22 protein-coding genes are annotated in these 24,194 nt (G+C 62.2%); 6 read left to right on the forward strand and 16 right to left on the reverse strand.

Annotated features, from left to right (window positions below; translation table 11 throughout):
• Window positions 1-10 precede the first annotated feature (10 nt).
• Window positions 11-772 carry a uridine phosphorylase gene (gene udp / locus ABTW55_RS09345; RefSeq protein ID WP_004934432.1) on the reverse strand — a complete coding sequence of 254 codons (762 nt, stop codon included), beginning with the start codon at window positions 770-772 and terminating at the stop codon, window positions 11-13.
• A gap of 489 nt (window positions 773-1,261) precedes the next feature.
• On the opposite strand from udp, the gene ABTW55_RS09350 reads away from it, so the two are divergent.
• Window positions 1,262-2,089, forward strand: coding sequence for a dienelactone hydrolase family protein (locus ABTW55_RS09350; RefSeq protein ID WP_033655132.1), 828 nt, complete (start codon window positions 1,262-1,264; stop codon window positions 2,087-2,089).
• Window positions 2,090-2,173: 84 nt separating this feature from the next.
• Here ABTW55_RS09350 and metE read toward each other — a convergent pair whose 3' ends face one another.
• On the reverse strand, window positions 2,174-4,462 hold the full coding sequence (gene metE, locus ABTW55_RS09355; RefSeq protein WP_080289932.1) for a 5-methyltetrahydropteroyltriglutamate--homocysteine S-methyltransferase: 2,289 nt from the start codon (window positions 4,460-4,462) through the stop codon (window positions 2,174-2,176).
• Between the two features lie 90 nt (window positions 4,463-4,552).
• Here metE and metR point away from each other — a divergent pair, with 90 nt between their 5' ends.
• Window positions 4,553-5,497 carry an HTH-type transcriptional regulator MetR gene (gene metR, locus ABTW55_RS09360; protein WP_033655133.1) on the forward strand — a complete coding sequence of 315 codons (945 nt, stop codon included), beginning with the start codon at window positions 4,553-4,555 and terminating at the stop codon, window positions 5,495-5,497.
• Between the two features lie 22 nt (window positions 5,498-5,519).
• Here the strand turns inward: metR and ABTW55_RS09365 are convergent, their stop codons facing one another.
• Window positions 5,520-6,380 carry a carboxylate/amino acid/amine transporter gene (locus ABTW55_RS09365; RefSeq protein WP_033649666.1) on the reverse strand — a complete coding sequence of 287 codons (861 nt, stop codon included), beginning with the start codon at window positions 6,378-6,380 and terminating at the stop codon, window positions 5,520-5,522.
• Between the two features lie 151 nt (window positions 6,381-6,531).
• Between ABTW55_RS09365 and ABTW55_RS09370 the strand changes: the two genes are divergently transcribed.
• Entirely contained in the window at window positions 6,532-6,861 is a 330-nt protein-coding gene (locus ABTW55_RS09370; protein ID WP_033649665.1) for a hypothetical protein, read from the forward strand.
• On the opposite strand, the gene ABTW55_RS09375 is transcribed toward ABTW55_RS09370, so the two are convergent.
• The 12 genes from ABTW55_RS09375 to ABTW55_RS09430 all read right to left on the reverse strand — a co-directional run bounded on the left by ABTW55_RS09375 (window position 6,842) and on the right by ABTW55_RS09430 (window position 19,129).
• Window positions 6,842-7,798, reverse strand: a complete 957-nt coding sequence (locus tag ABTW55_RS09375; protein WP_033655134.1) for an AEC family transporter — start codon at window positions 7,796-7,798, stop codon at window positions 6,842-6,844. The two genes, ABTW55_RS09370 and ABTW55_RS09375, sit on opposite strands and share 20 nt — an antisense overlap.
• Window positions 7,799-7,858: 60 nt before the next feature.
• A complete protein-coding gene (gene ugpQ, locus ABTW55_RS09380; RefSeq protein ID WP_033649663.1) occupies window positions 7,859-8,596 on the reverse strand; it encodes a glycerophosphodiester phosphodiesterase in 738 nt (245 codons plus the stop codon).
• Window positions 8,596-9,666: a sn-glycerol-3-phosphate import ATP-binding protein UgpC gene (locus ABTW55_RS09385; protein WP_033649662.1), complete on the reverse strand. Its 1,071-nt coding sequence runs from the start codon at window positions 9,664-9,666 to the stop codon at window positions 8,596-8,598. The genes ugpQ and ABTW55_RS09385 overlap by 1 nt, the downstream gene beginning before the upstream one ends.
• Before the next feature lie 5 nt (window positions 9,667-9,671).
• Entirely contained in the window at window positions 9,672-10,517 is an 846-nt protein-coding gene (ugpE, locus tag ABTW55_RS09390; protein WP_019455301.1) for a sn-glycerol-3-phosphate ABC transporter permease UgpE, read from the reverse strand.
• Window positions 10,514-11,401: a sn-glycerol-3-phosphate ABC transporter permease UgpA gene (gene ugpA, locus ABTW55_RS09395; RefSeq protein ID WP_060423382.1), complete on the reverse strand. Its 888-nt coding sequence runs from the start codon at window positions 11,399-11,401 to the stop codon at window positions 10,514-10,516. The genes ugpE and ugpA overlap by 4 nt, the downstream gene beginning before the upstream one ends.
• A 78-nt stretch (window positions 11,402-11,479) precedes the next feature.
• On the reverse strand, window positions 11,480-12,799 hold the full coding sequence (gene ugpB, locus ABTW55_RS09400) for a sn-glycerol-3-phosphate ABC transporter substrate-binding protein UgpB (protein ID WP_033636688.1): 1,320 nt from the start codon (window positions 12,797-12,799) through the stop codon (window positions 11,480-11,482).
• Between the two features lie 188 nt (window positions 12,800-12,987).
• Window positions 12,988-14,175: a PLP-dependent aminotransferase family protein gene (locus ABTW55_RS09405; RefSeq protein WP_033638994.1), complete on the reverse strand. Its 1,188-nt coding sequence runs from the start codon at window positions 14,173-14,175 to the stop codon at window positions 12,988-12,990.
• A 44-nt stretch (window positions 14,176-14,219) separates the two neighbouring features.
• A complete protein-coding gene (gene livF / locus ABTW55_RS09410; RefSeq protein WP_033636687.1) occupies window positions 14,220-14,921 on the reverse strand; it encodes a high-affinity branched-chain amino acid ABC transporter ATP-binding protein LivF in 702 nt (233 codons plus the stop codon).
• A gap of 1 nt (window position 14,922) precedes the next feature.
• Window positions 14,923-15,693, reverse strand: coding sequence for a high-affinity branched-chain amino acid ABC transporter ATP-binding protein LivG (gene livG, locus ABTW55_RS09415; protein WP_043148327.1), 771 nt, complete (start codon window positions 15,691-15,693; stop codon window positions 14,923-14,925).
• Window positions 15,690-16,973 carry a high-affinity branched-chain amino acid ABC transporter permease LivM gene (locus ABTW55_RS09420; RefSeq protein ID WP_060423385.1) on the reverse strand — a complete coding sequence of 428 codons (1,284 nt, stop codon included), beginning with the start codon at window positions 16,971-16,973 and terminating at the stop codon, window positions 15,690-15,692. Before ABTW55_RS09420 ends, livG begins: the two co-directional genes overlap by 4 nt.
• Window positions 16,970-17,896: a high-affinity branched-chain amino acid ABC transporter permease LivH gene (livH, locus tag ABTW55_RS09425; RefSeq protein WP_015376290.1), complete on the reverse strand. Its 927-nt coding sequence runs from the start codon at window positions 17,894-17,896 to the stop codon at window positions 16,970-16,972. Before livH ends, ABTW55_RS09420 begins: the two co-directional genes overlap by 4 nt.
• Window positions 17,897-18,013: 117 nt before the next feature.
• On the reverse strand, window positions 18,014-19,129 hold the full coding sequence (locus tag ABTW55_RS09430; protein WP_033636684.1) for a branched-chain amino acid ABC transporter substrate-binding protein: 1,116 nt from the start codon (window positions 19,127-19,129) through the stop codon (window positions 18,014-18,016).
• Window positions 19,130-19,534: 405 nt separating this feature from the next.
• Between ABTW55_RS09430 and panM the strand changes: the two genes are divergently transcribed.
• From panM to ABTW55_RS09445, 3 genes are read left to right on the forward strand one after another with little or no spacing between them, the layout of a single operon-like run.
• The gene (gene panM, locus ABTW55_RS09435) at window positions 19,535-19,927 is read left to right on the forward strand and encodes an aspartate 1-decarboxylase autocleavage activator PanM (protein WP_033636683.1); all 393 of its coding nucleotides are present in this window, start codon (window positions 19,535-19,537) and stop codon (window positions 19,925-19,927) included.
• The gene (locus tag ABTW55_RS09440) at window positions 19,924-21,141 is read left to right on the forward strand and encodes a DUF3142 domain-containing protein (protein WP_033655139.1); all 1,218 of its coding nucleotides are present in this window, start codon (window positions 19,924-19,926) and stop codon (window positions 21,139-21,141) included. Before panM ends, ABTW55_RS09440 begins: the two co-directional genes overlap by 4 nt.
• 43 nt (window positions 21,142-21,184) lie before the next feature.
• A complete protein-coding gene (locus ABTW55_RS09445; RefSeq protein ID WP_110620907.1) occupies window positions 21,185-23,200 on the forward strand; it encodes a hypothetical protein in 2,016 nt (671 codons plus the stop codon).
• Window positions 23,201-23,263: 63 nt separating this feature from the next.
• On the opposite strand, the gene rpoH is transcribed toward ABTW55_RS09445, so the two are convergent.
• Window positions 23,264-24,121: an RNA polymerase sigma factor RpoH gene (gene rpoH / locus ABTW55_RS09450; protein ID WP_004934345.1), complete on the reverse strand. Its 858-nt coding sequence runs from the start codon at window positions 24,119-24,121 to the stop codon at window positions 23,264-23,266.
• Window positions 24,122-24,194: the final 73 nt, after the last annotated feature.

Genomic DNA, 24,194 nt, shown 5'->3' on the forward strand with positions numbered 1-24,194 from the left:
GGAAAGGCGATTACAGCAGGCGGCGGGCGGCGTCCACCACGATCTGCACCGCTTTGCTTTCGGTGTTTTTCATGGTCTCGGCGTTCGGGATCTCTTGCTGGGTGCGGTTGACGATCACCCCGGCCACCATGCCGGCACGCAGGCCCTGGCTGGCGCACATGGTCAGCAGCGTGGCGGATTCCATTTCATAGTTCATCACGCCCATCGCCTGCCACTCTTCCATCGAGCCTTTGAAGCGGCTGACCACGCGGCCGGAGTAAGTGTCGTAACGCTCCTGGCCCGGATAGAAGGTATCGGAGGAGGCGGTCACGCCGATGTGCGTGGTGGCGCCGCTGGCCTTGGCCGCTTCCACCAGCGCGGTGGTGCAGGCGAAGTCCGCGACCGCCGGGAACTCCATCGGCGCGAAGTGCAGGCTGGCGCCGTCGAGGCGTACCGCCGCCGTGGTGACCAGTACGTCACCGACGTTGATGTTTGCCTGAATGGCGCCGGTGGTGCCGATGCGCAGGAAGGTGCGAATGCCCAGCTGCGCCAGCTCTTCCACCGCGATAGAGGTAGACGGGCCGCCGATACCGGTAGAGCAGACGATCACCGCCTTGCCGTCCAGCTCCGCGCGCCAGGTAGTGAATTCACGATGGGAGGCCAGATGCACCGGATTTTCCATCAGCTTGGCAATCTTCTCTACGCGCTGCGGATCGCCCGGCACGATGGCAAGCTGGGCCCCTTGTAAATCGTTCTTGGTGAGGCCGAGATGAAAAACGTCAGACTGAGACATACGAGACTCCTCATGGATCATGTTTATTGGGAGGAACAAAAAAGCACTCTACTGAAAATCGCCGCTTAATTACGTGACGACAATCACTATGAAAAGAGAAACAAATTACATGCTACATATTTTTTGTGATTTTTATCACAAAAAAAAGAACTATGACGCATCCGGAACGCGCCGCTAAACCTCAGTCTAGCCGACAAACTCGGCTGCTCCTCGCCCGTTGGTTGCCGGCTGAAACTATTTAGCTCATCAATCCGAAATAACCCCAACTTATCGGTTGCTTAGGGACAAAAAAGCCCTCTAACGCACCTTATGGCACTTACGCGGGGCAAAACGCGTAATAACATGATAAAAAGCGCTTAAAAATGCCGCAAAGCCAGATAATTAGCCGTTTTTTATCGACTTGTCCGAAAGTGCGCCACGCAGCGCCAATAATGGGTAATCTTTCCTATAGTTAATCTCAGCGCTTTTTTCTATTGCACGGAGACCGCAATGAAAACCGAACATGTGATGACATTAGAACAGGCTCAGGGGGGATTCGCCCCGGCCGCCGCGCCATTGGCCGCCTCCGCGATTATCACCGACGAACAGGGCATTCACGCCGGGCAAACGACCATCCCTTCCCAAGGCGATGCGCTGCCGGCCTACGTCGCCAAACCCGCCGACCAGAGCGGCCCTTTCCCCATCGTGCTGGTGGTGCAAGAAATCTTCGGCGTCCATGAACATATTCAGGATCTGTGCCGCCGCCTGGCCAAGCAGGGCTATCTGGCGATCGCGCCCGAGCTCTATTTCCGCCAGGGCGACGCCAACGACTACACCGATATCGGCGAGCTGTTCCAGCAGTTGGTGACCAAGGTGCCGGATCGTCAGGTGCTGTCGGATCTGGATCACGCGGCGCACTGGGCTATTCGCCACGGCGGCGACGCCGGCAAGCTGGCGATCACCGGTTTTTGCTGGGGCGGCCGCATCACCTGGCTGTACGCGGCGCATAACCCGCAGTTGAAGGCGGCGGTCGCCTGGTACGGCAAACTGGTCGGCGAGAAAACGCTGAACTCGCCGAAGCATCCGGTCGATGTCGCCACCCACCTGTCGGCGCCGGTGCTGGGGCTGTATGGCGGGCAAGACAGCGGCATCCCGCTGGAGACGGTGGAAACCATGCGTCAGGCGATCCGCGCCGCCAACGCCGAGGCCGAAATCGTGGTGTATCCCGAGGTCGGGCATGCGTTCAACGCCGATTATCGTCCCAGCTACAACGCCGAAGCGGCGGAGGACGGCTGGCAGCGCATGCTGGCGTGGTTTGCCCAGCACGGCGTCAAATAATTTCCCTCGCATAAAAAAGGGCGCCGAAGCGCCCAATCATCACACCAGTAAATCTATAAGCGGCGGTTTATCCGCCGCACGACATCACGCTTGCTCGCGCAGGCGCTGTGCCGCCAATACCATGTTGGCCAGCGACTGCCGGGTTTCCGGCCAGCCGCGGGTTTTCAGGCCGCAATCCGGGTTAACCCACAGGCGTTCCGCCGGGATGTTCTGCGCCGCTTTACGCAGCAGCGCTTCAATCCATTCCACGCTCGGCACGTTCGGCGAGTGGATATCGTAGACGCCCGGTCCGATTTCGTTCGGGTATTCGAACTCTTTGAAGGCTTCCAGCAGATCCATATCGGAACGCGAGGTCTCGATGGTGATCACGTCGGCGTCCAGCGCGGCGATGGAGTCCATGATGTCGTTGAACTCGCAGTAACACATGTGGGTGTGGATCTGGGTGTCGTCCCGCGCCACGGCGGCGTTCAGTTTGAAGGCGTCCACCGCCCAGTTCAGGTACGCCGCCCAGTCGGATTGGCGCAGCGGCAGCCCTTCGCGCAGCGCGGGTTCGTCGATCTGGATGATGCCGATGCCGGCTTTTTCCAGATCTTCCACCTCATCGCGCAGCGCCAGCGCAATCTGCTTGGCAATCACTTCGCGGGTCACGTCTTCACGCGGGAACGACCAGCACAGGATGGTCACCGGCCCGGTCAACATGCCTTTCACCGGCTTGTCGGTCAGCGACTGGGCGAATTTGGCCCATTCGACGGTGATGGCTTCCGGGCGGCTGACGTCACCGATGATCACCGGCGGCTTCACGCAGCGGGAGCCGTAGCTCTGCACCCAGCCATTCTGGGTAAACACGAAGCCGTCCAGGTTCTCGCCGAAATACTCCACCATGTCGTTGCGCTCGGCTTCACCGTGCACCAGCACGTCCAGCCCAAGGCGCTCCTGCTCGACGATCGCCTGTTTGATGTGCTCACCGATGCTGGTGCGGTAGTTGTTGCCGTCCAAACGGCCCTGTTTGAAGTCCAGACGCAGGCCGCGGATCTCGGTGGTCTGCGGGAACGAACCGATGGTGGTGGTCGGCCAGGCCGGCAGGTTGAAACGTTCGCGCTGCGCCCTGGCGCGCTCGGCGTAAGCGCTGTGGCGTTCGCTGTCCTGCGCGGTGATCGCCGCCAGGCGGCGCTCGACCTGTGGGTTGTGCACGCGGCTCGACTGACGGCGGGCGCGGATCGGCGAGCTGTAGGCGTCCAGTTCGGCCCGTTTCGTCGCGTCAGGCGCGTTCAGCGCCGAGCTCAACAGCGCCAGCTCGGCGCATTTTTGCAGCGCGAAGGCGAACCAGCTTTTCACTTCTTCGTCCAGACGGCTTTCCACGCTCAGATCGATCGGGCTGTGCAGCAGCGAACAGGAGCTGCCGATCCACAGTGGGCGGCTGCCCACCAGCGGCTGCAGACGTTCGAACCAGCGGCTCAGATCGGCGCGCCAGACGTTGCGCCCGTTGATTACCCCCAGCGACAGCAGCCAGTCTTGCGGCAATGCGGCGCTCAGCGCGGCGATATCGTCATGGCCGGCGACCAGATCGACATGCAGCCCCTGCACCGGCAGCGTGCGGACGGTATCGAGGTTGTGGCCGACGCTGTCGAAATACGTGGTCAGCAGCAGCTTCACCTGCCCCTGCAGCGCGTCGTAAGCCGGTTTGAACGCATCCAGCCAGGCTTGCGGCAGTTCCAGCACCAGCGCAGGCTCATCAATTTGCACCCACTCGACGCCGCGTTTCGCCAGCTCGGCCAGCACCTGTTGGTAAACCGGCAGGATGTCTTTCAGCAGCGACAGGCGGTCGAACGGCTCGCCCTTCACCTTACCCAGCCACAGATAGGTCACCGGGCCCAGCAGCACCGGCTTGATGCGATGGCCGAGCGCCAGCGCTTCGTCCACTTCGTCCAGCAACTGAGTCCAGCCCAGCTTGAACTGCTGGCCTTGCTGGAATTCGGGCACCATGTAGTGATAGTTGGTGTTGAACCATTTGGTCATTTCCGCCGCGGCCGCCGGCTCGCCGGTCGGTGCGCGGCCACGGCCGATGCGAAACAGCGTGTCCAGATCGATCGTGCCATCCGCATTCTGATGGCGCGCCGGCACGTTGCCCAGCAGCAGGCTGGTGGTCAACACATGATCGTACCAGGCGAAATCGCCGACCGGCACCAAATCCACCCCGGCCTGCTGTTGCTGTTGCCAATGACGAGCGCGCAGCTCGCGGCCAACCGCCAACAGCTCTTCCTGCGTTGAGTTGCCGGCCCAGTAGCTTTCCTGAGCTTTTTTCAGCTCACGTCGTAGCCCAACGCGAGGAAAACCCAGTGTGTGATTCAAAATTGCCATCGTCATATTCCCCATTTAGCCGTCCAGATGTTTACACATCCATAATCAGCAGGTACTGTATTAACCACAAGCGCAATTTATTCACTGTCAATGTGAAGGACTCTCATGATCGAACTGAAACATTTACGGACGCTGCAGGCCCTGCGCAACAGCGGTTCGTTGGCGGGGGCGGCGGCCCAACTTCATCAGACGCAGTCTGCCCTGTCGCACCAGTTCAGCGATCTTGAGCAACGTCTGGGCTTCAAGCTGTTCGTGCGCAAGAGCCAGCCCCTGCGCTTCACCGCCCAGGGCGAGATCCTGCTGCAGCTGGCGGAGCAGGTGCTGCCGCAGATCCAGCAGGCGCTGCAGGCCTGCCACGAGCCGCATCAGACCACGCTGCGCATCGCCATCGAATGCCACAGCTGCATTCAGTGGCTGACGCCGGCGCTGGACAACTTCCGCCGGCGTTTCCCGCAGGTGGTGATGGACTTTACTTCCGGCGTGACTTTCGATCCGCAGCCGGCCTTGCAACAGGGCGAGCTGGATCTGGTGATGACGTCGGATATTCTGCCGCGCAGCGGCCTGCACTATTCACCGATGTTTGATTTCGAGGTACGCCTGGTGCTGGCGCCGGATCATCCGCTGGCCGGCAAGCCGCACATCGAGCCGGCAGACTTGAGTGACGAAACGCTGTTGATTTACCCGGTGCAGCGCCAGCGGCTGGATATCTGGCGGCATTTTCTGCAGCCGGCGGGCGTTAGCCCGGCGTTGAAGAACGTCGATAACACGCTGCTGCTGATCCAGATGGTATCGGCGCGGATGGGGATTGCGGCGCTGCCGCACTGGGTGGTGGAAAGTTTCGAACAACAGGGGCTGATAGTGACCAAAACCCTGGGTGACGGCCTGTGGAGCCGCTTGTACGCCGCCGTGCGCGACGGCGAACAGCGCCAGGCGGTGACCGAAGCCTTTATCCGCTCGGCCCGCCAGCACGCCTGCGATCATCTGCCGTTTGTGCGCGACGCGGCACGCCCTGGCGCTGCCGGCGCCAAAGCGTTGACGGCCGACGTATAAACGTGCCGGGTGGCCCGCCCGCTTAGCCGAGCCGTTTCGGCGCCACCCAGCGGCGATGCACCCACAGCGAAGCGACGATCACCGCCCCGCCGATGATAAAGCTCGGCCAATGCGGTTGCTGTTGCCAGATGGCCAGGTTGACCAACAAACCGGCCGGCACATGCATGTTGTTCATGATGCCGAGCGTGCCGGCATCCACCTGCGTCGCGCCATAGTTCCACATGAAGTAGCCCAGCCCCGATGCCACCACGCCCAGCCAGATCAGCACGCCCCACTGCAGATTGGTGGTCGGCAGTTGCTGCGGATTGCCCCACAGGAACCAGGCCACCACCGCCACCACCGCCGCCCCCAGGTAGAACCAGGAAAAGGCGGTGTGCTGCGGCAAGGGGTGCACTTCCATCAGGCGCTTATAGCCGACCATGCCGATGGCGAAGCTGATATTCGCCGCCTGCACCAACAGCAGCCCCCACCAAAAGTGTTCGCTCAGCTGGTGATAGCGGATGATCGCCGCGCCCAGCACCGCCAGCAGCGCGCTGAATACGTAGCCCCACCGCAGACGCCGGCCGCTCAGCAAATCGTAGATCAAGGTGATGTACAGCGGCGTCAGCACGGTGAACAGCAGGAATTCGGGCACCGTCAGGTAGAGATAGGCGCGGAAGCTGAACAGGTACATGATGCCCAGTTGGAAGGCGCCCACCAGCATATACAGCAGGATCACCCTGGGCTTGATATTGCGCCAGCGCAGAAACGGCAGGAACACCAACGCCGCCAGCCCGATGCGCACCAGCGCCGAGAACCCGCTGTCGACCTGGCCCGCCAGGTACTCGCCAATCAGGCTGAAAGAAAACGCCCACAGGATGGTGGTTATAACCAAAAGCAGCACGATGGGTTCACCCTAAAAAGACCGAAAGGGCGATTGTAACGGAAGATGCGCGCCGCGTTGGCGAAAAGGCGGTTTACATCTGAACAAAAGACAAACTACCGGCAAAATTTCACCGTTGGGTTAGGCTTAATAAAAAGGCGAGGTAACCATTATGAAAACTTCTCACATCCTGTTTGTTCTGCTGTGGCTGCCCGGCCTTGCTGCGGCGGCCAACGGCGTAACCGACCTGCGCTCACAGCAGCAGTTGCTCAACCAAAACAGCCAACAGGCTCAGCAACAGCGCCTGTTGAACAATCGGCAGATGGATCAACGCCGCCTGCAGCAGCAACGGCAGTTCGACAATCAACGGCAGCAGCTGTTGCAAACCACGCCGAACGGCGGGCAGCTGCTGCCCAACGGCAACCAGCCGCGCGATCCGTTCAATCGCACCGCGCCGGCGGTGCCGCAGGCGCCGATGCCGGCTACGCCCGCACGCCCATAACGGTGAGGATCAGCGGCGTAGTGATCGCCGCCAGCACGGTGGACATCACCAGGCTGGTGGCGGCCGGGCCGGTGAGCGTATTGAACTGGCGCGACATCAGGTAGACGTTCACCCCCACCGCCATCGAGCCCAGCAGCACCACAACGCGGGTTTCCATCGGCGGCAGATCCATCATCCAGGCCAGCAGCCAAATCACTAATGGCTGCACCAGCAGTTTCAGCACGCAGATGGCGCTGCTCAGCCGCCAGCCTTCGCCGATGCGGTACTCCGCCAGCCCCATGCCAAGCACCACCAGCGACAGCGGCGCCGCCACCTGGCCGAGCATGCTGATCGGCCGATCGACGAAGGTCGGCAGCGGCAGGCCGGTCAGGCTGAACAGGGTGCCGGACAGAATGCCGACGATCAGCGGATTGGTCAGCACGCTGCGCGCGGTTTTAACGAAACCGCTCAGCGTCGGCGAGCCGTTGCGCGCCCATTCGATCGACACCGTCACCAGCGTCCACAGGATCAGGCCGTTGAACACCAGCACCAGCGCCACCGACGGGATCGCCGCCTCCCCCAGCATTACGCCGGCGATCGGCAAGCCGAGCATCACGTTATTGGAGAAAATGCCGCCCAGCGCAAACACCGATCCGGCGACGCCATCCAGCCGAAAGAGGTGCCGGGCGACGAGACGGCCGAGCACGAACACGATCAGGCAACTGCCGAAAAACGCGATCAGCAGCCGGGCGTCGACCGCCGGGCGCTGCGAGAAGTCGCACATCATGCGAAACAGCATGGCGGGCAAGGCGAGGGAAAACACGAAGCGCGTCAGGCCATCGGTGATGCCGGCAGGCCATTTCCCCCAGCGAATCAGCCCATAACCCAACGCGATCAGCACAAACAGCGGTAAAGACAGCACGATCTGGTGCCACAGTGACATCATAAAGCCAGGCATCGCATTCCTTCCGGTGGTGCGGCGGCAAGGCTTGTCGTCGCGGGATTCATCGGCGCCGGATTAAAAATCCGGGCCGATTAAATCTATCCGGTCGGTGCAAATGCAGTCAACGCCCCAGTCGAGCAGCAGGCGCGCGCGATCCGGCTGGTTGACGGTATACACCAGAATGCGCAGCCCGGCGTCTTTCAACGCTTTTACCCGCTCGGCGGTCAGCGCTTTGTGATCGATATGCAGCGAGACGCAATCCAGGCGTTCGGTCAGCTCGCGCCAGTTGTCGTCCCAGTCCTCCAGCAGCAGGCCGCGCGGCAAATCCGGCACGGTGCGCTGCGCCGCCGCCAGCGCGTCCACCGAGAAGGAAGAAAGCAGCGGATCGGTCTGCCCTTGCCACAGCAGCCGCGCCGCCAGCGCCACCACCCGGCCGGTTTCATCGTCGCTGCCGGTGGTCGGCTTGATCTCGATATTGGCCATCAGACCGTGTTCCTGGCAGCGTTCTGCCACCTCCGACAGCAGCGGCAGCCGCTCGCCCTTGAAGGCCGAGCTGTACCAGTTGCCGGCGTCCAGCTGCACCAGTTTGTCCCACGGCAGCTCGCCCGCCACGCCCCAGCCGTTGCTGGTGCGATCCAGCGTGTCGTCGTGCAGCAGGAAAATTTGCCCGTCCTGCGCCAGCTTGGCATCGAACTCGATCATCTTGTGGCCGTGGCGCGCGCCGACGTCGATCGCCGCCAGGGTGTTTTCCGGCGCCAGAGAACCGCCGCCGCGGTGGGCGACAATATGAGGGTAAGGCCAGTGTCTGGTCATCAATCCATCCGTAATCCGCTGTCGGTGTCAAAGAAGTGCAGCGCCTGAGCAGGCAGCTGCAAATATAGCGTACTGCCCGCCGCCGGCAAGGTTTCATGCGACAGCCGCACGATCACCCCGTGGCCGCCCCACTGGCCGTGCGCCAGATTATCGGCCCCCAGCAGCTCCAGCGTCTGCAGCTGCAGCGGCACGCCCTGGCCTTGCGCCACCAACTGAATATGCTCCGGCCGAATGCCCAACGTCAACGGCCGCCCCGCCCACTGCGGTTTGGCCACCGGCAACGGCAGCGCCATGCCGTCCGCCAGCAGCAGCTGGCCGCCGTCGGCGCTCAGGGTGCCTGGCAGCAGATTCATCGCCGGCGATCCGATAAAGCCGGCGACGAACAGCGAAGCCGGCCGCTGATACACCTCGCTCGGGGTGCCGATCTGCTCCGCCACGCCCTTGTTCATTACGATCACCCGCTGCGCCAGCGTCATCGCCTCCACCTGATCGTGGGTCACGTACAGGCTGGTGGTTTTCAGACGGCGGTGCAGCTGTTGCAGCTCCAGGCGCATCTGCACCCGCAGCTTGGCGTCCAGGTTGGACAGCGGCTCATCGAACAGGAATACCGCCGGTTCGCGCACGATGGCGCGCCCCATCGCCACGCGCTGGCGCTGGCCGCCGGAAAGCTCGCGCGGTTTGCGTTTGAGCAGCGGCTCCAGCTCCAGGATGCGTGCCGCTTCTTCCACCCGCTGGCGGATATGATCCTTGCCGAAACCGCGGATCTTGAGGCCGTAGGCCATGTTGTCGTACACGCTCATGTGCGGATAGAGCGCGTAGTTCTGGAACACCATCGCGATGCCGCGATCCTTGGGTTCCAGATCGGTCACGCGCCGGGTATCGATATAGATATCGCCGCTGGTGGTGCGTTCCAGCCCGGCCACCATCCGCAGCAGCGTGGATTTGCCGCAGCCGGACGGGCCGACCATCACGATGAATTCGCCGTCCGCCACGTCGAGGTCGATCTGTTTGATCACCGGCGTTTTACCGTCGTAAGACTTGGTGACCGCCTGTAGTTTTAATCCTGCCATCGTCGTTATTTCTCGCTATCAACCAGACCGCGCACAAACCAGCGCTGCATCAGAAGCACCACCGCCAGCGGTGGCAATAAAGTCAGAATCATCGCCGCCATCACCTGGTTCCACTGGGTCGGCGCGCCGGAGGTGGAGATCATGCTCTTGATGCCCGCCACCGCGGTGCCCATCGAGGCGTCGCTGGTGATCAGGATCGGCCACAGGTATTGGTTCCAGCCGTAGATAAAGGTGATGACGAACAGCGCCGCCAGATTGGTTTTCGACAGCGGCAGCACGATGTCCCAGAAGAAACGCATCGGCCCGGCGCCGTCGATACGCGCCGCCTCCAGCAGCTCATCCGGCAGCGTCATGAAGAACTGGCGCAGCAGGAAGGTCGCGGTGGCCGAGGCCATCAGCGGCAGCGTCAGGCCGGTGTAGCTGTCCAGCAGGTTGAGGTTGGAGATCACCTCCACCGTCGGGAAGATACGCACCTCCACCGGCAGCATCAGGGTGAGGAAAATCAGCCAGAAGAACAGGCTGCGCAGCGGGAAGCGGAAGTACACGATGGCGTAAGCCGACAGCACCGACACCGCGATCTTGCCGAAGGTGATCGCCAGCGCCATGATCACGCTGTTCAGCAGCAGCAGCGAGAACGGCACCTTGAGGTTGCCCACGCCGCCCTGCCAGATATTGCGGATGTTCTCCCACAGGTGGCCGCCGGGCACCAGCGTCATCGGCACCTGAAACACCTGCTTGTCGTCCAGCGTGGCGGCGACAAAGGCCACGTACAGCGGGAACAGCACCACCAGCACGCCGATAATCAGCATCACATGGCTGAAGATATCCAGCCCGCGTCGATTCTCAATCATTGATAGCGCACCTTACGTTCAACGAAGCGGAACTGGATCACCGTCAGGCCGATCACCAGCAGCATCAGGATCACCGACTGCGCGGCGGAGCTGGAGAGATCCAATCCGGCGAAGCCTTCGCGGTAGATCTTGTAGATCAACGTGGTGGTGGACTGCACCGGCCCGCCGCCTGTGGCGGCGTCGATCACCGGGAAGGTATCGAAGAAGGCGTACACCAGATTGACCACCAGCAGGAAGAAGCTCACCGGCGCGATCAGCGGCAGCACCAGATGGAAGAAACGCCGTATCGGGCCGGCGCCGTCGATGGCCGCCGCCTCCACCAGCGAGCGCGGGATCGACTGCAGCGCCGCGAGGAAAAACAGGAAGTTATAGCTTATCTGCTGCCATACCGAGGCCAGCACCACCAGGAACATCGCCTGGCCGCTGTTTTGCGCATGGTTCCAGTTATAGCCCAGCCCGTTGAGGAAATGGGTGATCAACCCCAGGCCGGGGTTGAACAGAAAGATCCACAATACCGCCGCCACCGCCGGCGCCACCGCATAGGGCAGGATCATCAGCGTGCGATAGAGGCGGCTGCCGCGCAGCACGTAGTCCACCAGCGCGGCGAAGAACAGCGAAACCGCCAGCCCGATGCCCGCCACCAGGAAGCTGAAGATCAGCGTGGTGTAGAACGAGTCGAGGTAGTAAGGATCCTGAAACAGCTGCTTAAAGTTATCCAGCCCGACAAACTGGCTGGACAGGCCGAACGGATCGAGACTCTGCACCGAATACCACAGCGCCTCGCCGGCGGGCCATAAAAAGAAGACGGCGGTAATCAGCAGCTGCGGCAGCACCAACGCATAGGGCAACCAGCTGCAGCCGAAACCGGGACGGGAAGATGACATAGCAGTTAAACCATTAATCGGGTACGGAAGGATCGGCGTGAAGACGCGAGCCCGGTCTGCCGGGCCCGCGACGCAGGGTTACTTGGTCGATGCTTCGAAACGGCGCAGCAGCACGTCACCGCGCTGCACGGCGGCGTCCAACGCCTGCTGAGGCGTTTTCTTGCCGGTCCATACGCCTTCCAGCTCCTCATCCACCACGCTGCGGATCTGCGGCATGTTGCCGAGGCGCAGGCCCTTGGTGAACGGCAACGGCGGCTTGTTCAGCATCTGGCGAGTGGCGACGTCGGCCCCCGGGTTCTTGTCGTAGAAGCCCTGCTGCTTGGTCAGATCGTAAGCCGCGGTGGTGATCGGCAGATAGCCGGTCTTCTGGTGCCATTCGGCGGCGATTTCCGGCTGCGCCAGGTACTGCAGGAACTCGGCCACGCCCTTGTAGGTGGCGGCGTCTTTGCCGTTCATCACCCACAGGCTGGCCCCGCCGATGATGGCGTTCTGCGGCGCGTTTTTCGCATCGGCGTCGTACGGCATCATGCCGACACCGTAGTTGAATTTGGCGTAGTGCTTGATGTCCGCCAGCGAACCGGATGACGCGGTGGTGATGGCGCAGTCGCCGTTATAAAACTTCTCGGTGGATTCGTCTTTGCGGCCGAAGTAGGTGAAATCGCCCTTCTTGTTCATCGCTTCAAGCAGCGCGATATGCTTGACCTGCAGCGGCTTGTTGAACTCCAGCTTGGCGTTGGTGCCGCCGAAACCGTTGTTTTCGCTGGCGAACGGCACGCCGTGCCAGGCGCTGAAGTTCTCCAGCTGGATCCAGCCCTGCCAGCCGCTGGCGTAGCCGCACTTCATGCCGGCCTCACGCAGTTTGGCGGTATCCGCCGCCAGCTCTTGCCAGGTTTTCGGCGGCTGATCCGGGTTCAGGCCGGCCTTCTTGAAGGCGTCTTTATTGTAGTACAGCACCGGCGTGGAGCTGTTGAACGGCTGCGATAGCAGATGGCCGCTCTTGTTGTCGGTGTAATAGCCGGCTACCGTCGGCACGAACACCGACTCGTCGAAGTTGATGCCGGCCTCTTTAAACACTTCATAGACCGGTTTGATGGCCTTGCTGGCCATCATGGTGGCGGTGCCCACCTCGTAAACCTGCAGGATCGCCGGCGCCTTGCCGGAGCGGTAAGCGGCGATGCCCGCCGCCAGGCTCTGTTCGTAGTTGCCTTTGTAAACCGGCACAATCTTGACGTCGCTGTGCGACTGGTTGAAGCGATCCGCCAGGGAGTCCACTTCCTTACCCAGTTCGCCTTCCATCGAATGCCAGAACGGGATCTCGGTCGCCGCCAGCGCCTGAGTGCTGACCGCCAGGGTCAATGCGACGCACAGCGTGGTTTTGCGAATAGCGTAGGTGAGCATGCCTAACTCCTGAAAAAAGCTGGTGTAAAAGCGCGTGAGCGAAAAGAATCAGTTTTTTGTTCGGAAGCTAACATGCCATGCGCGGATGACAGAAAAATAACTAAAAAGTGACAGCCATGTGACAGGAGAGTGAAGTGAAGATGGCAGTTTGATGTCGGCGGCGGGCATGCGCTCCGCCGCCGCGGGGATTACAGCGAACGACGCAGGCGCGCCACCGCTTCCTGCATTTGTTGCTCGGTGGCGGTGGCGAACGACAGGCGGAAGGTCGAACGATCCGGATTGTCGGAGAAGAAGTATTCCCCCGGCACGAACACCACGCCCTGCTGCAGCGTGGTATTCAGCCATTCGGTGGCGTTGAACGGCTGGCGGAAACGCGCCCACAGGAACATGCCGCCCTTCGGCTTATCGAAGGTGATGTAGTCGCCCAGCTCCTGCTCCACCAAACCGGCCAGGATCTCGCCCTTTTGCTTGTAGGCGGCGCGGATCTTGTCGATCTGCGCCGGCAGGCGATCCAGGCCGAGGTAGCATTCGACGATGCTCTGCGACAGCGCGCTGGCGTGCAGATCCGCCGCCTGCTTGATGATCGCCACTTTATGCAGCAGGAACGGCGGCAGGATCGCCCAGCCCAACCGCAGGCCCGGCGCCAGGATCTTGGAGAAGGTCGAGGTATAAATGATGTGGTCGGTGTTGCCCAGCACCCGCTGCGACACCTGATGCAGCGTCGGGTGGCGCTCTTCGGTGAAACGCAGCTCGCCGTACGGATCGTCTTCGATGATCAGGAAGTTATGTTCAGCGGCCAGTTTCACCAGCAGTTCGCGGCGCGCGGCGCTCAGGGTGATGCCGCTGGGGTTGCCGAAGTTCGGCACCACGTACACGCCCTTGATGCGCTGGGTTTTCAGCAGCTCGGCCAGCTCTTCCACCACCATGCCGTCGCTGTCGGACGAGACCGACATGATGTTGGCCTCCGCCAGCTCCAGCGTTTGCAGCGCCGCCAGGTAGGTCGGGCGCTCCACCACGAACACGTCGCCGGGGTTGACGATGGCGCGCATCACCAAATCCAATGCCTGCTGCGAGCCGGCGGTGACCATCACCTCTTCCGCACCAGCGGTGACGCCGCGCTCGGCGCACAGCGCGCAAATGCGCTCACGCAGCAGCGGGCTGCCCTCGGTCAGGCCATACTGGAACGCGCTTTTCGGCTGTTCGGTGATCGCCTGCTGGGTGGCGATGCTCAATCCTTCGAAATCGAACAGCGCATCAGAGGGGATGCCGCCCGCCAGCGAAATGACGTGTTCCATCTTGCTGTGTTTAAGCAATTCACGGATGGCCGAACTTTTTACGTTAACGATGCGCTGCGCGAGTAACCCTTCTGTCTTCATTTCTTCTTCTCGTACCTGATTATTTTAATTCGTAGGGGGGCGGATTAACCGCCCAGATACGCCGACCTCACTGCTTCGTTGGCTAACAATGCAGCCCCCGTATCTTCCAACACCACGCGGCCGTTTTCCAGCACATAACCGCGGTCCGCCAATTTCAGCGCCTGATTGGCGTTTTGCTCCACCAGGAAGATGGTCATGCCCTCTTCCCGCAGCTGCTGAATGATGTCGAAGATCTGCTGGATGATGATCGGTGCCAGCCCGAGCGAGGGCTCGTCGAGCAGCAGCAGCTTCGGCTGGCTCATCAGCGCGCGTCCGATGGCCAACATCTGCTGTTCGCCGCCGGACATGGTGCCGGCGCGCTGGTTTCGGCGCTCCAGCAGGCGCGGGAACAGAGTGAACACCCGTTCGATGCGCTGTTGATACTGCCGGCGATCGGCGAAGAAGCCGCCCATCGCCAGGTTTTCTTCCACCGTCATGCGCGAGAAGACGCGCCGCCCTTCCGGCACGATCGCCACCGCTTCGCGCATGATGCGCGAGGTTTGCCACTGGGTGATGTCCTGATCCTGAAAGACGATGCTGCCTTCGCTGGCGCGCGGCTCACCGCACAGGGTGCCGAGCAGCGTGGTTTTACCGGCGCCGTTGGCGCCGATTAACGTCACGATTTCGCCCTGGCTTATCGTGAGACTGACCTGATGCAGCGCCTGAATTTTGCCGTAATGGGCGGATACCTGATTGAATGACAACATATTATTCTTCGCCCAAATAAGCCCGGATCACGTCCGGGTTGCTGCGGATCTCCGCCGGTGTGCCCTGCGCCAGCGGCGTGCCCTGATTCACCACGTAAATGCGGTCGGAGATGCCCATCACCAGCTTCATGTCGTGCTCGATCAGCAGCACCGATACCTTATGCCGATCGCGCAGCTCGACGATCAGGTGATCCAGTTCGTCGGTCTCTTTCGGGTTGAGGCCGGCGGCCGGTTCGTCCAGCATCAGCAGCTCCGGCCGGGTCACCATGCAGCGGGCGATCTCCAGCCGCCGCTGCTGCCCATAGGCCAGGTTGCCCGCCGAACGGTTGGCCATCTCCAGCAGGCCGACGCGCTCCAGCCACTCCGCCGCGTGCGTCAGCGCCTCGGCTTCGGCGCGGCGGAAGGCCGGGGTTTTCAACAGCCCGGCAAACACGCCGCTTTTCAGGTGCTGATGCTGCGCCACCAGCAGGTTCTCGATCACCGTCATTTCACGGAACAGCCGCACGTGCTGGAAGGTGCGCACCACGCCCATGCGGGCGATGGCCTGCCCCGCCAGCCCTTCCAGGTGGCGATCGCGCAATTTGATGGTGCCGCCGGTCGGGCGGTAAAAACCGGTCAGGCAGTTGAACACCGTGGTCTTACCGGCGCCGTTGGGGCCGATCAGCGACACGATTTCGCCTTCGTTCAGCGTCAACGCCACGTTGTTGACCGCCAGCAGCCCGCCGAAACGCATCGACAGGCCTTCCACCTGCAGTAAAGGTTGAACGCTCATGCCTGCTCCCCCTTGCCCGCGTGAATGTCCGCCGCCTGCAGCTTCAGCTGCGGCCGTTTCATCGGCAGCAGCCCCTGCGGCCGCCAAATCATCATCAACACCATCAGCGCACCCAGCAGCAACATGCTGTATTCATTCAGATCGCGCATCAGTTCGCGCGACACCACCAGCAGGATCGCCGCCAGAATGACCGCGAACTGCGAGCCCATGCCCCCCAGTACGACGATCGCCAACACGAAGGCCGATTCGACGAAGGTGAAAGATTCCGGGCTGACGAAGCCCTGGCGCGCGGCGAACAGCGTGCCGGCAAACCCGGCGAAAGCGGCGCTGATGGTAAAGGCGGTCAGCTTGATGCGCGTCGGGCTGAGGCCCAGCGAGCGGCAGGCGATCTCGTCTTCGCGCAGCGCTTCCCAGGCGCGCCCCAGCGGCATGCGCAGCAGGCGGTTGATGACGAACAGCGTCAGCACCACCAGCAGCAGCGCCACCAGATACAGGAATATGATGCGATCGCTCGGATCGTATTTCAGGCCGAAGAAGTTATGGAAGGTATCCCAACCGTCGTCGCGCACGCTGCGGTTGAACTCCAGGCCGAAAAAGGTCGGTTTCGGGATCTGGCTGATGCCGTTCGGCCCGCCGGTGATCTCGGTATTGTTCAGTAGCAGGATGCGCACGATCTCACCGAAGCCGAGCGTCACGATCGCCAGATAGTCGCCGCGCAGCCGCAGCACCGGGAAACCGAGCAGGAAGCCGAAGGCGGCGGTGACGATGCCCGCCAGCGGCAGGCTCTCCCAGAAGCCGAGGCCGTAATAGTGATTCAGCAGCGCGTAGGTGTAAGCGCCGATGGCGTAGAAACCGCCGTAGCCGAGCACCAGCAAGCCGGACAAGCCCACCACCACGTTGAGGCCGAGGCCCAGCATCACGTAGATCAGCGTCAGGGTGGCGATATCCACCGTGCCGCGCGATACCAGGAACGGCCAGGCGACCGCCGCGACGATGAGCAGAGCCGCCAGCAGCTTTTGCCGCGGCGTGGTGCCGTCGAAACTCGGCAGCACGAACGCCGGGCCGGAGACTTTTTTCAATCCCTGCTGCAGCAGCGGGCGCAACAGCTGGAAGAAAAAGACGATGACGCAGCCGATGCCGATCCACATCCAGCGCACTTCCGCCGCGCCGTGCACCACCAGCTTGGTGCCGTCCAGGCTAAGCTGCATGCCCATCAGGAACGACGCCATCACGAATAGCACCGCCGTGGCGATCAGCGCATTGAGCAGATTGAGTTTCATACTTTCTCAACCTCCGGACGCCCGAGGATGCCGGTCGGCATGATCAGCAGCACCACGATCAGCAACGCGAACGACACCACGTCTTTGTATTCGGTGCTCAGGTAGGCGGAGGTCAGCGCTTCCGCCACGCCCAGCACCAGGCCGCCGATCATCGCGCCGGGAATGCTGCCGATGCCGCCCAGAACCGCGGCGGTGAAGGCTTTCATGCCGGCCATAAAGCCGATGTAGGGGTTGATGACGCCGTAGAACTGGCCGAGCAACACCCCGGCCACCGCCGCCATCACCGCCCCGATGACGAAGGTCAGCGAGATCACCCGGTCAGTGTTGATGCCCAGCAGGCTGGCCATCTTCAGGTCTTCCGCACAGGCGCGGCAGGCGCGGCCCATGCGCGAATAGCGGATAAACAGCGTCAGCGCCAGCATCGCCAGGAAGGTCACGAGCCAGATGGTCAGCTGCATGGTGCTGATGGTGGCGGCGAAGCCGTTGCTTTCCCCCAGCACCCACTGGCCGGTCACCAGGCTGGGCAGCGCCAGATCGCGTGAGCCCTGCGTCAGGCTGACGTAGTTTTGCAGGAATATCGACATGCCGATGGCCGAGATCAGCGCAATCAGGCGCTTGGAGTTGCGCACCGGCTTGTAGGCCACCCGCTCGATGCTCCAGCCGTAGGCGCTGGCGATGACGATCGAGACCAGAAACGCGGCACCGATCAGCAACCAGCCGACGTCGATGCCGAGCATCATCAGGGCGGCGATAACGATAAAGGAGACATAGCTGCCGATCATGTACACCTCGCCGTGGGCGAAGTTGATCATGCCGATGATGCCGTAAACCATGGTGTAACCGATGGCGATCAATGCATAGGTGCTGCCCAACGTTAAGCCGTTGAACATCTGCTGCAGAAAATAGAGGAGCTGCTCTGACATACTCTGAACCCTTGGCTGCGAAACCCGCCGGCGGAGAACCGGCGGGTAAAGGGAGACGGGGCCGGCAAACCGACCCGCCGGGCGCAGCGAGCCGCGCCCCACCCTAATCATTATGGCTTATTTGATCGGTGTGGACGTGCCGTTGGCATGCCACTCGAACACGCCGAACTCGAAGCCTTTCAGATCGCCCTTGTCATCCCAGCTCAGCGGCCCCATCACGGTCTCCACCGGCTTGCCGGTTTTCAGATCCTTGACGATGTCCGCCGGCTCCTGGCTGCCGCTGCGCTCCATGCCGGTGGTCAGCGACTGCAGCGCGGCATAGGTGGTCCAGACGAACGGGCCGGTCGGATCCAGCTTCTTGGCTTTCAACGCATCGACGATCGGCTGGTTGGCAGGCACCTGATCGTAGCGCTTCGGCAGCGTCACCAGCATGCCTTCCGAAGCGGCCCCGGCGATGTTGGACAGCGAGGAGTTGCCCACGCCTTCCGGCCCCATGAAGCGGGTGGTCAACCCGGCCTGCTTGGCCTGGCGCAGGATCTGGCCCATTTCCGGGTAGTAACCGCCGAAATACACGAAGTCGATATTCTCTTTCTTCAGGCGCGCCACCAGGGTGGAGAAGTCTTTGTCGCCGGCGGTGATGCCTTCGAACATCGCCACTTCGGTGCCCTGTTTTTTCAGGCTGTCGCGCACCGAGCGCGCCAGGCCTTCGCCATATTGCTGCTTGTCGTGCACCACGGCGATGCGCTTCGGCTTGATGTCGCTGAGGATGTATTTGGCGGCGGTCGGGCCCTGATCCGAGTCCAGGCCGGTGGTGCGCATGATCATCTTGTAGCCGCGGGTGGTCAGATCGGCGTTGGTGGCCGCCGGGGTAATCATGATCACGCCTTCGTCTTCATAAATATCGGACGCCGGCTGGGTGGACGAGGAGCACAGGTGGCCGATCACGTAGCGAATGCCGTCGTTGATCACCTTATTGGCGACCGCAACCGCCTGTTTCGGGTCGCAGGCGTCGTCGTATTCCACGCCGACCAGCTTGTCGCCCTTGATGCCGCCCTTGGCGTTGATGTCGGCAATCGCCTGGCGCGCGCCGGTAAACTCCATGTCGCCATACTGCGCGACCGGGCCGGACATCGCCCCGACGATCGCCACCTTGATGTCTTTCGCCATGGCCGCCTGGCTCATGGCCATCGCAATACAACCCGCCAGCAGTGCCTTACCTGTTGTTAATTTCATCCGCAAATCCCCATCTGTCGTTGTGAACGTACCTGTTGTGTTTGCCTGCACCGGATCGTTATTGACCGCTTTTGTTATAAGTAATAATGATTTAGGCGCTTTGTCGGCATTATTTTCTAATAAGACTTTATTTTTCATGCCATTAAACAGGAATTTTCTTCTGCAAATCAACTTCATCAGGCAGAAACAAGCGGTGTAAACAGGATAAAATTCGAATTAAATCTGCGCTCTTTACCTTGAGGCGTAGTGCGTTGTGCTGGTTAACAATCCGTTTACTAACTATTTACTCGGAAAATGCCCCGTGCAAAAAACATATTGCACAGTAATCGTACAGAAAAACTTACACAACGCTCTGCACAAGATCTATTACACTGTCGGCATCATTTAGCTGCGCGGAAATTCTGCATGAAACTGACCATCGAGCGCCTGACCGCGCTGTCCCCGCAAGACCTTATCGACCTCGGCAAAATTTGGCCGCACCAGCAGCCGGAACAGTGGCAGAGCTGGCTGAGCGACGGCAAGGCGCTGTTCGCCGCCCGCTTCAACGAGCGGCTGCTGGGGGCGGTGAAAATCGCGCTGCAGAACGACCGCGCCGAGCTGCAGGACCTGCTGGTACGCGAAGTGACGCGCCGCCGCGGCGTCGGTCTTTACCTGGTACAGGATGCGCAGCGTCAGCTGCCGCAGATCGCCCACTGGCAGCTGTCGACCGCCGGCCTGGCGCCGCGCGAACGCGGGGAAGTCGATAACTTCATGCGCGCCTGCGGCTTCGCACCGCAGGGCGATCTCTGGCAAAAATGAAACGCCGGCTGGCGGCGCTGATCTTGATTGCGCTGGGGCTGGCGGCCGCGCTCCTCGGGCGCCAGCAGGCGCTGCGCCTGGCCTCAGGCTGGGATCAGCAGGTTTATATCTGGCAGCGGGTCTGGACGCCGCAGCACGCCGATGCGCTGGCGCGCAGCCGCGATCTGTTCGGTGGGCTGCGCGTGCTGGCGCTGCAGGTGCATCCGCGCGAAGGCTGGCGGGAGATCCCAGCCGATCTCAGCCTGCTGAAGCAGGACGGCCGCCCGCTCTGGCTGGTGGCGCGCCTCGACGGCCAGCTGCCACAGCTGGACCAAGAAGCCATTATCCAGCGTCTGCTGGCGCTCACCCAACGCTGGCAGGCGGCCGGGCTGCCCGTCACCGGCGTCGAGATCGATCATGACGCCGCCACCGCCCGCCTGCCGGACTACCAACGCTTTCTGCAGCAACTGCGCCAACGGCTGCCCGCCGCTTTGCAGCTCGGCATCACCGCCCTGCCGGCCTGGATCGGCTCACCCGCTCTGCCCGGCGTACTGCAACAGGCCGACAGCTCCGTCCTGCAGGTACATGCGGTGCTCTCGCCGCAGCAGGGGCTGTTTGACGGCTCCTTGGCGCTGCGCTGGGTGCGGCAGTACGCCTCCGTCACACCGAAGCCGTTTCGCGTCGCGCTGCCGGCCTACGGCATGGCGCTGCTGGGGTTTGATGCGCAGGGCGCGCAGGTGGAGAGCGAGTCCTCGCTGCGCGTGGCGGGCAACGGCCGCGAGCTGACGGTCGCGCCGCAGCAGATCGCCGATTTTCTGCAGACGCTGGCGCAGCAAACGCCGCCCCGGCTGCGCGGCATTATCTGGTTCCGCTTGCCGCTGGCGGACGATCGGCGCGCCTGGTCGCTCGCCACGCTGCGAGCGGTGATCGAACGGCAGCCGCTGAACGTCGACTGGCAGATAAAATTTAGGCCTCAGCCACAGCAAAACGGGCTGTATGATCTGATAATTCATAACAACGGGCCGGTGGACGCCCCGCTGCCGCAAGAGGTGGCCATCCGCGCCGACGACTGCCTGGCGGCGGATGCGGTCGGCAACTACCGGCTGGAATCCGCACCGCAGCGGCAACGCTTTATTCGCATCAGCGGCGATCAGCTGCGCGCCGGGCAATCCCGGCCGCTGGGCTGGCTGCGCTGCCAACAACTGACGCCAGGAGGCACCCTTGTCACACCTTGATACGCGCGCGGCACGGAACACCCGCCGCCTTCTTCCGCTGGCCATGCTGATCGGCGCCGCGCTGCCGCTGAGCGGCTATGCCTGCGGCCCGGATTTCCCTAACCGGCTACTGATCGACCGCAACGGCACCCTGCTGTATATGCCGGAGGGCAATTTCGCCTTCGAAGCCGGCCGACTGGTGCCGGCGGATAAGCAGCTGCCGCACTGGCAAGCCCCGCCGCCGCCGATGCCGCCGAAACCGATGCCGCAGTCGCCGGAAACGGTGGCGATCGGCAAAATGCGCGCCGCCAAAACGGTGGAAGAGGCTGACGCCGTCAATACTCAGGGGTTGTCCAACGCCGCACGCCTTTATCAACTGGGCGCCGTCGCTTTCGCCAGCCAAGATCCGCGCGCCACAGACTATTTCCAGCAGGTGCTGAAGCTGCCGGCCGCCGAACAGGGCGACTGGGGGCTGCGGGCGCAGTATTCACTTGGGCGGGTGTTGATGGCTGACCACGGTACGCCGGTGAATGAATCGGGTGAAGCGGCCCCCGCCGCCGAGCATCCGCCTAAAGCCGAACTTGAACAGGCGCTGGCGGCGTTCCAGCAGGTGATCGATCGGGTGAAAAGCGGCGCCGCCGATCCCGACCAGCTGGCGCTGAGCAGCCTCGGGCAGCAGGCGCGCATCCACCTGTGGCTGGGTGACGTCGCCCCCGCTGCCCACCTGTACGCACAGCAGGCGGCGCAGGGCGATCCGAGCGGCGGGCAGTCGCTGCAGTACGTCTCCAGCTACCTGGTCAATCCCGACCATCTGGAAACGCTGAAGCAGGTGATCGGCGATCCGTTGATCCAGCAGCTGGTGACCATTGAGCTGTTCGCCCGCAGCGGCAACCTGCAAATGGCGGATACCGACGGCAACGGCCGCTCTGCCCAGATCATCAGCCAGATCCTGACGCTGCTGGACGGCACGGTGAAAAGCGGCTTCGCCGGCAGCGATCGGCTGGCGGCATTGGCCTACCGTTCCGGGCAGTACCCGATGGCGGCGAGCCTGCTGAAAAACGCCGGCGACAGCGGCCTGGCGTGGTGGCTGCGCGCCAAAATGGCGCTGCGCGACGGCGACGTGAAAGCCGCCACCGCCGCCTACGCCAAGGCGGCAAGCGCGTTCCCCGCCGACGAAAGCTGGGGCGAACAGCGCAACGCCGACTTCGTCGCGGAAACCATCGTCCCCGAGTGCCGGGTGGCCGGCGAACAGGCTATCCTGGCGCTGAACCGCGGCGACTATCTGCAGGCGATGGACCTGCTGTATCGCGGCAAGGCGATCTACTGGGCCGACGTGGCCGACGTGGCGGAGCGCGTGCTGACCGTCGATGAGTTGAAAGGCTTTGTCGATAAGTACGCCCCGGCGCCGACGACGCCGCTCAAGCCGGTTAACCCGGACGACTACGGTGGTGGCCAGCAAATCACGCCGGAAGTGCAGCTGCGCGAACTGCTGGCGCGGCGCTTGATGCGCGCCGGGCGGGCCGCGGAAGCGCAGGCCTATTTCGATATCCCTAACTACCGGCAAGCGGCGCAGCAGTACGCCGATGAGCTGAAGGCCGCCAAGGACAAGTCCGCCGCGCCGCTGGCACGCGCGCAAGCTTACTATCGCGCGGCCAACCTGCTGCGCGCCCAGGGGCTGGAGTTTACCGGCTATGAGATGACGCCGGACTACGCCATCTATGGCGCCGGCTATTCCTATCTGGGGGATGCGTTCGATACTCGCGAGCTGAAGCACAAAAGCTGGATCGACAGCGCAGAAGCGGCTCGCGCCAAGGCGGCGCTGCCGGCGCAGGACAACCGTTTCCTGCACTATCGCTGGCAGGCAGTGGGGCTGGCGCAACAGGCGGCCGATCTGCTGCCGCCGAAGAGCCAGGCCTATGCCGCCGTGCTGTGTAACGCCGCCAGCTGGGTTATCAAGCGCGACGCCAAGACCGGCCGGGCGCTTTATCAACGCTACATCAACACCGGCACTCGCTACCCGTGGGCGGCGAAATTCGGCTACGACTGCCCGGCGCCGGACTTTACCGCCGTGGCGCCATAACGCCGAATTTCAGGCATGAAAAAGCCCGGCTTGCCGGGCTTTTTTTTCGAATATCGCATCGACTCAGGCTTCGATCGCCATTTTCAATTTCTTCATGGCGTTCTTTTCCAGCTGGCGCACGCGTTCGGCGGAAACGCCGTACTGATCGGCCAGCTCCTGCAGCGTCGACTTGTTGTCGTCGTCGAGCCAGCGGGCGCGGATGATATGCTGGCTGCGCTCGTCCAGACCTTCCAGCGCATAGGCCAGTTTGTCTGCGGCGTTGCTTTCCCAGTTATCTTCCTCAATGCCTTCAGCGAAGTCGGAGCTCTTGTCCTGCAGGTACAGCACCGGCGCCATCGACTGGCCATCGCGGGCCTCGTCGTCCGGAGTCGGATCGAACGTCATGTCCTGCGCCGCCATGCGAGATTCCATCTCGCGCACGTCTTTGCTGGTTACGCCCAGCTCGCGGGCCACCAGTTCCACTTCGTCCTGGTTGAACCAGCCCAAACGCTGTTTGGTTTTGCGCAGGTTAAAGAACAGCTTGCGCTGCGCTTTGGTGGTCGCCACTTTCACGATGCGCCAGTTGCGCAATACGTACTCGTGGATTTCGGCCTTAATCCAATGCACCGCAAAGGAAACCAGACGCACGCCGACTTCAGGGTTGAAGCGGCGAACGGCTTTCATCAGGCCGATATTGCCTTCCTGAATCAGATCCGCCTGTGGCAGACCATAGCCTGAATAGTTGCGGGCAATATGAGCGACAAAGCGCAGGTGAGACAGGATGAGCTGCTTAGCGGCATCCAGATCGCCCTGATAATGCAGCCGTTCAGCCAGCTCCCGCTCTTCCTCTGCCGTCAGCATCGGATAGGCGTTGGCTGCCCGGATATAGGCTTCCAAGCTACCTTGGGGTACTAAGGCTAAAGTTTGCATTTCTTTGGTCATTCAAACCCTCTCTATGAGAATACAAAATCATGCAGGTGATTATTACAGCGGGGAAATGATTGATTCTACGGCA

The sequence above is a fragment of the Serratia sp. SM04 genome (assembly GCF_040280225.1).
GTDB classification, from domain to species: Bacteria; Pseudomonadota; Gammaproteobacteria; order Enterobacterales; family Enterobacteriaceae; genus Serratia; species Serratia sarumanii.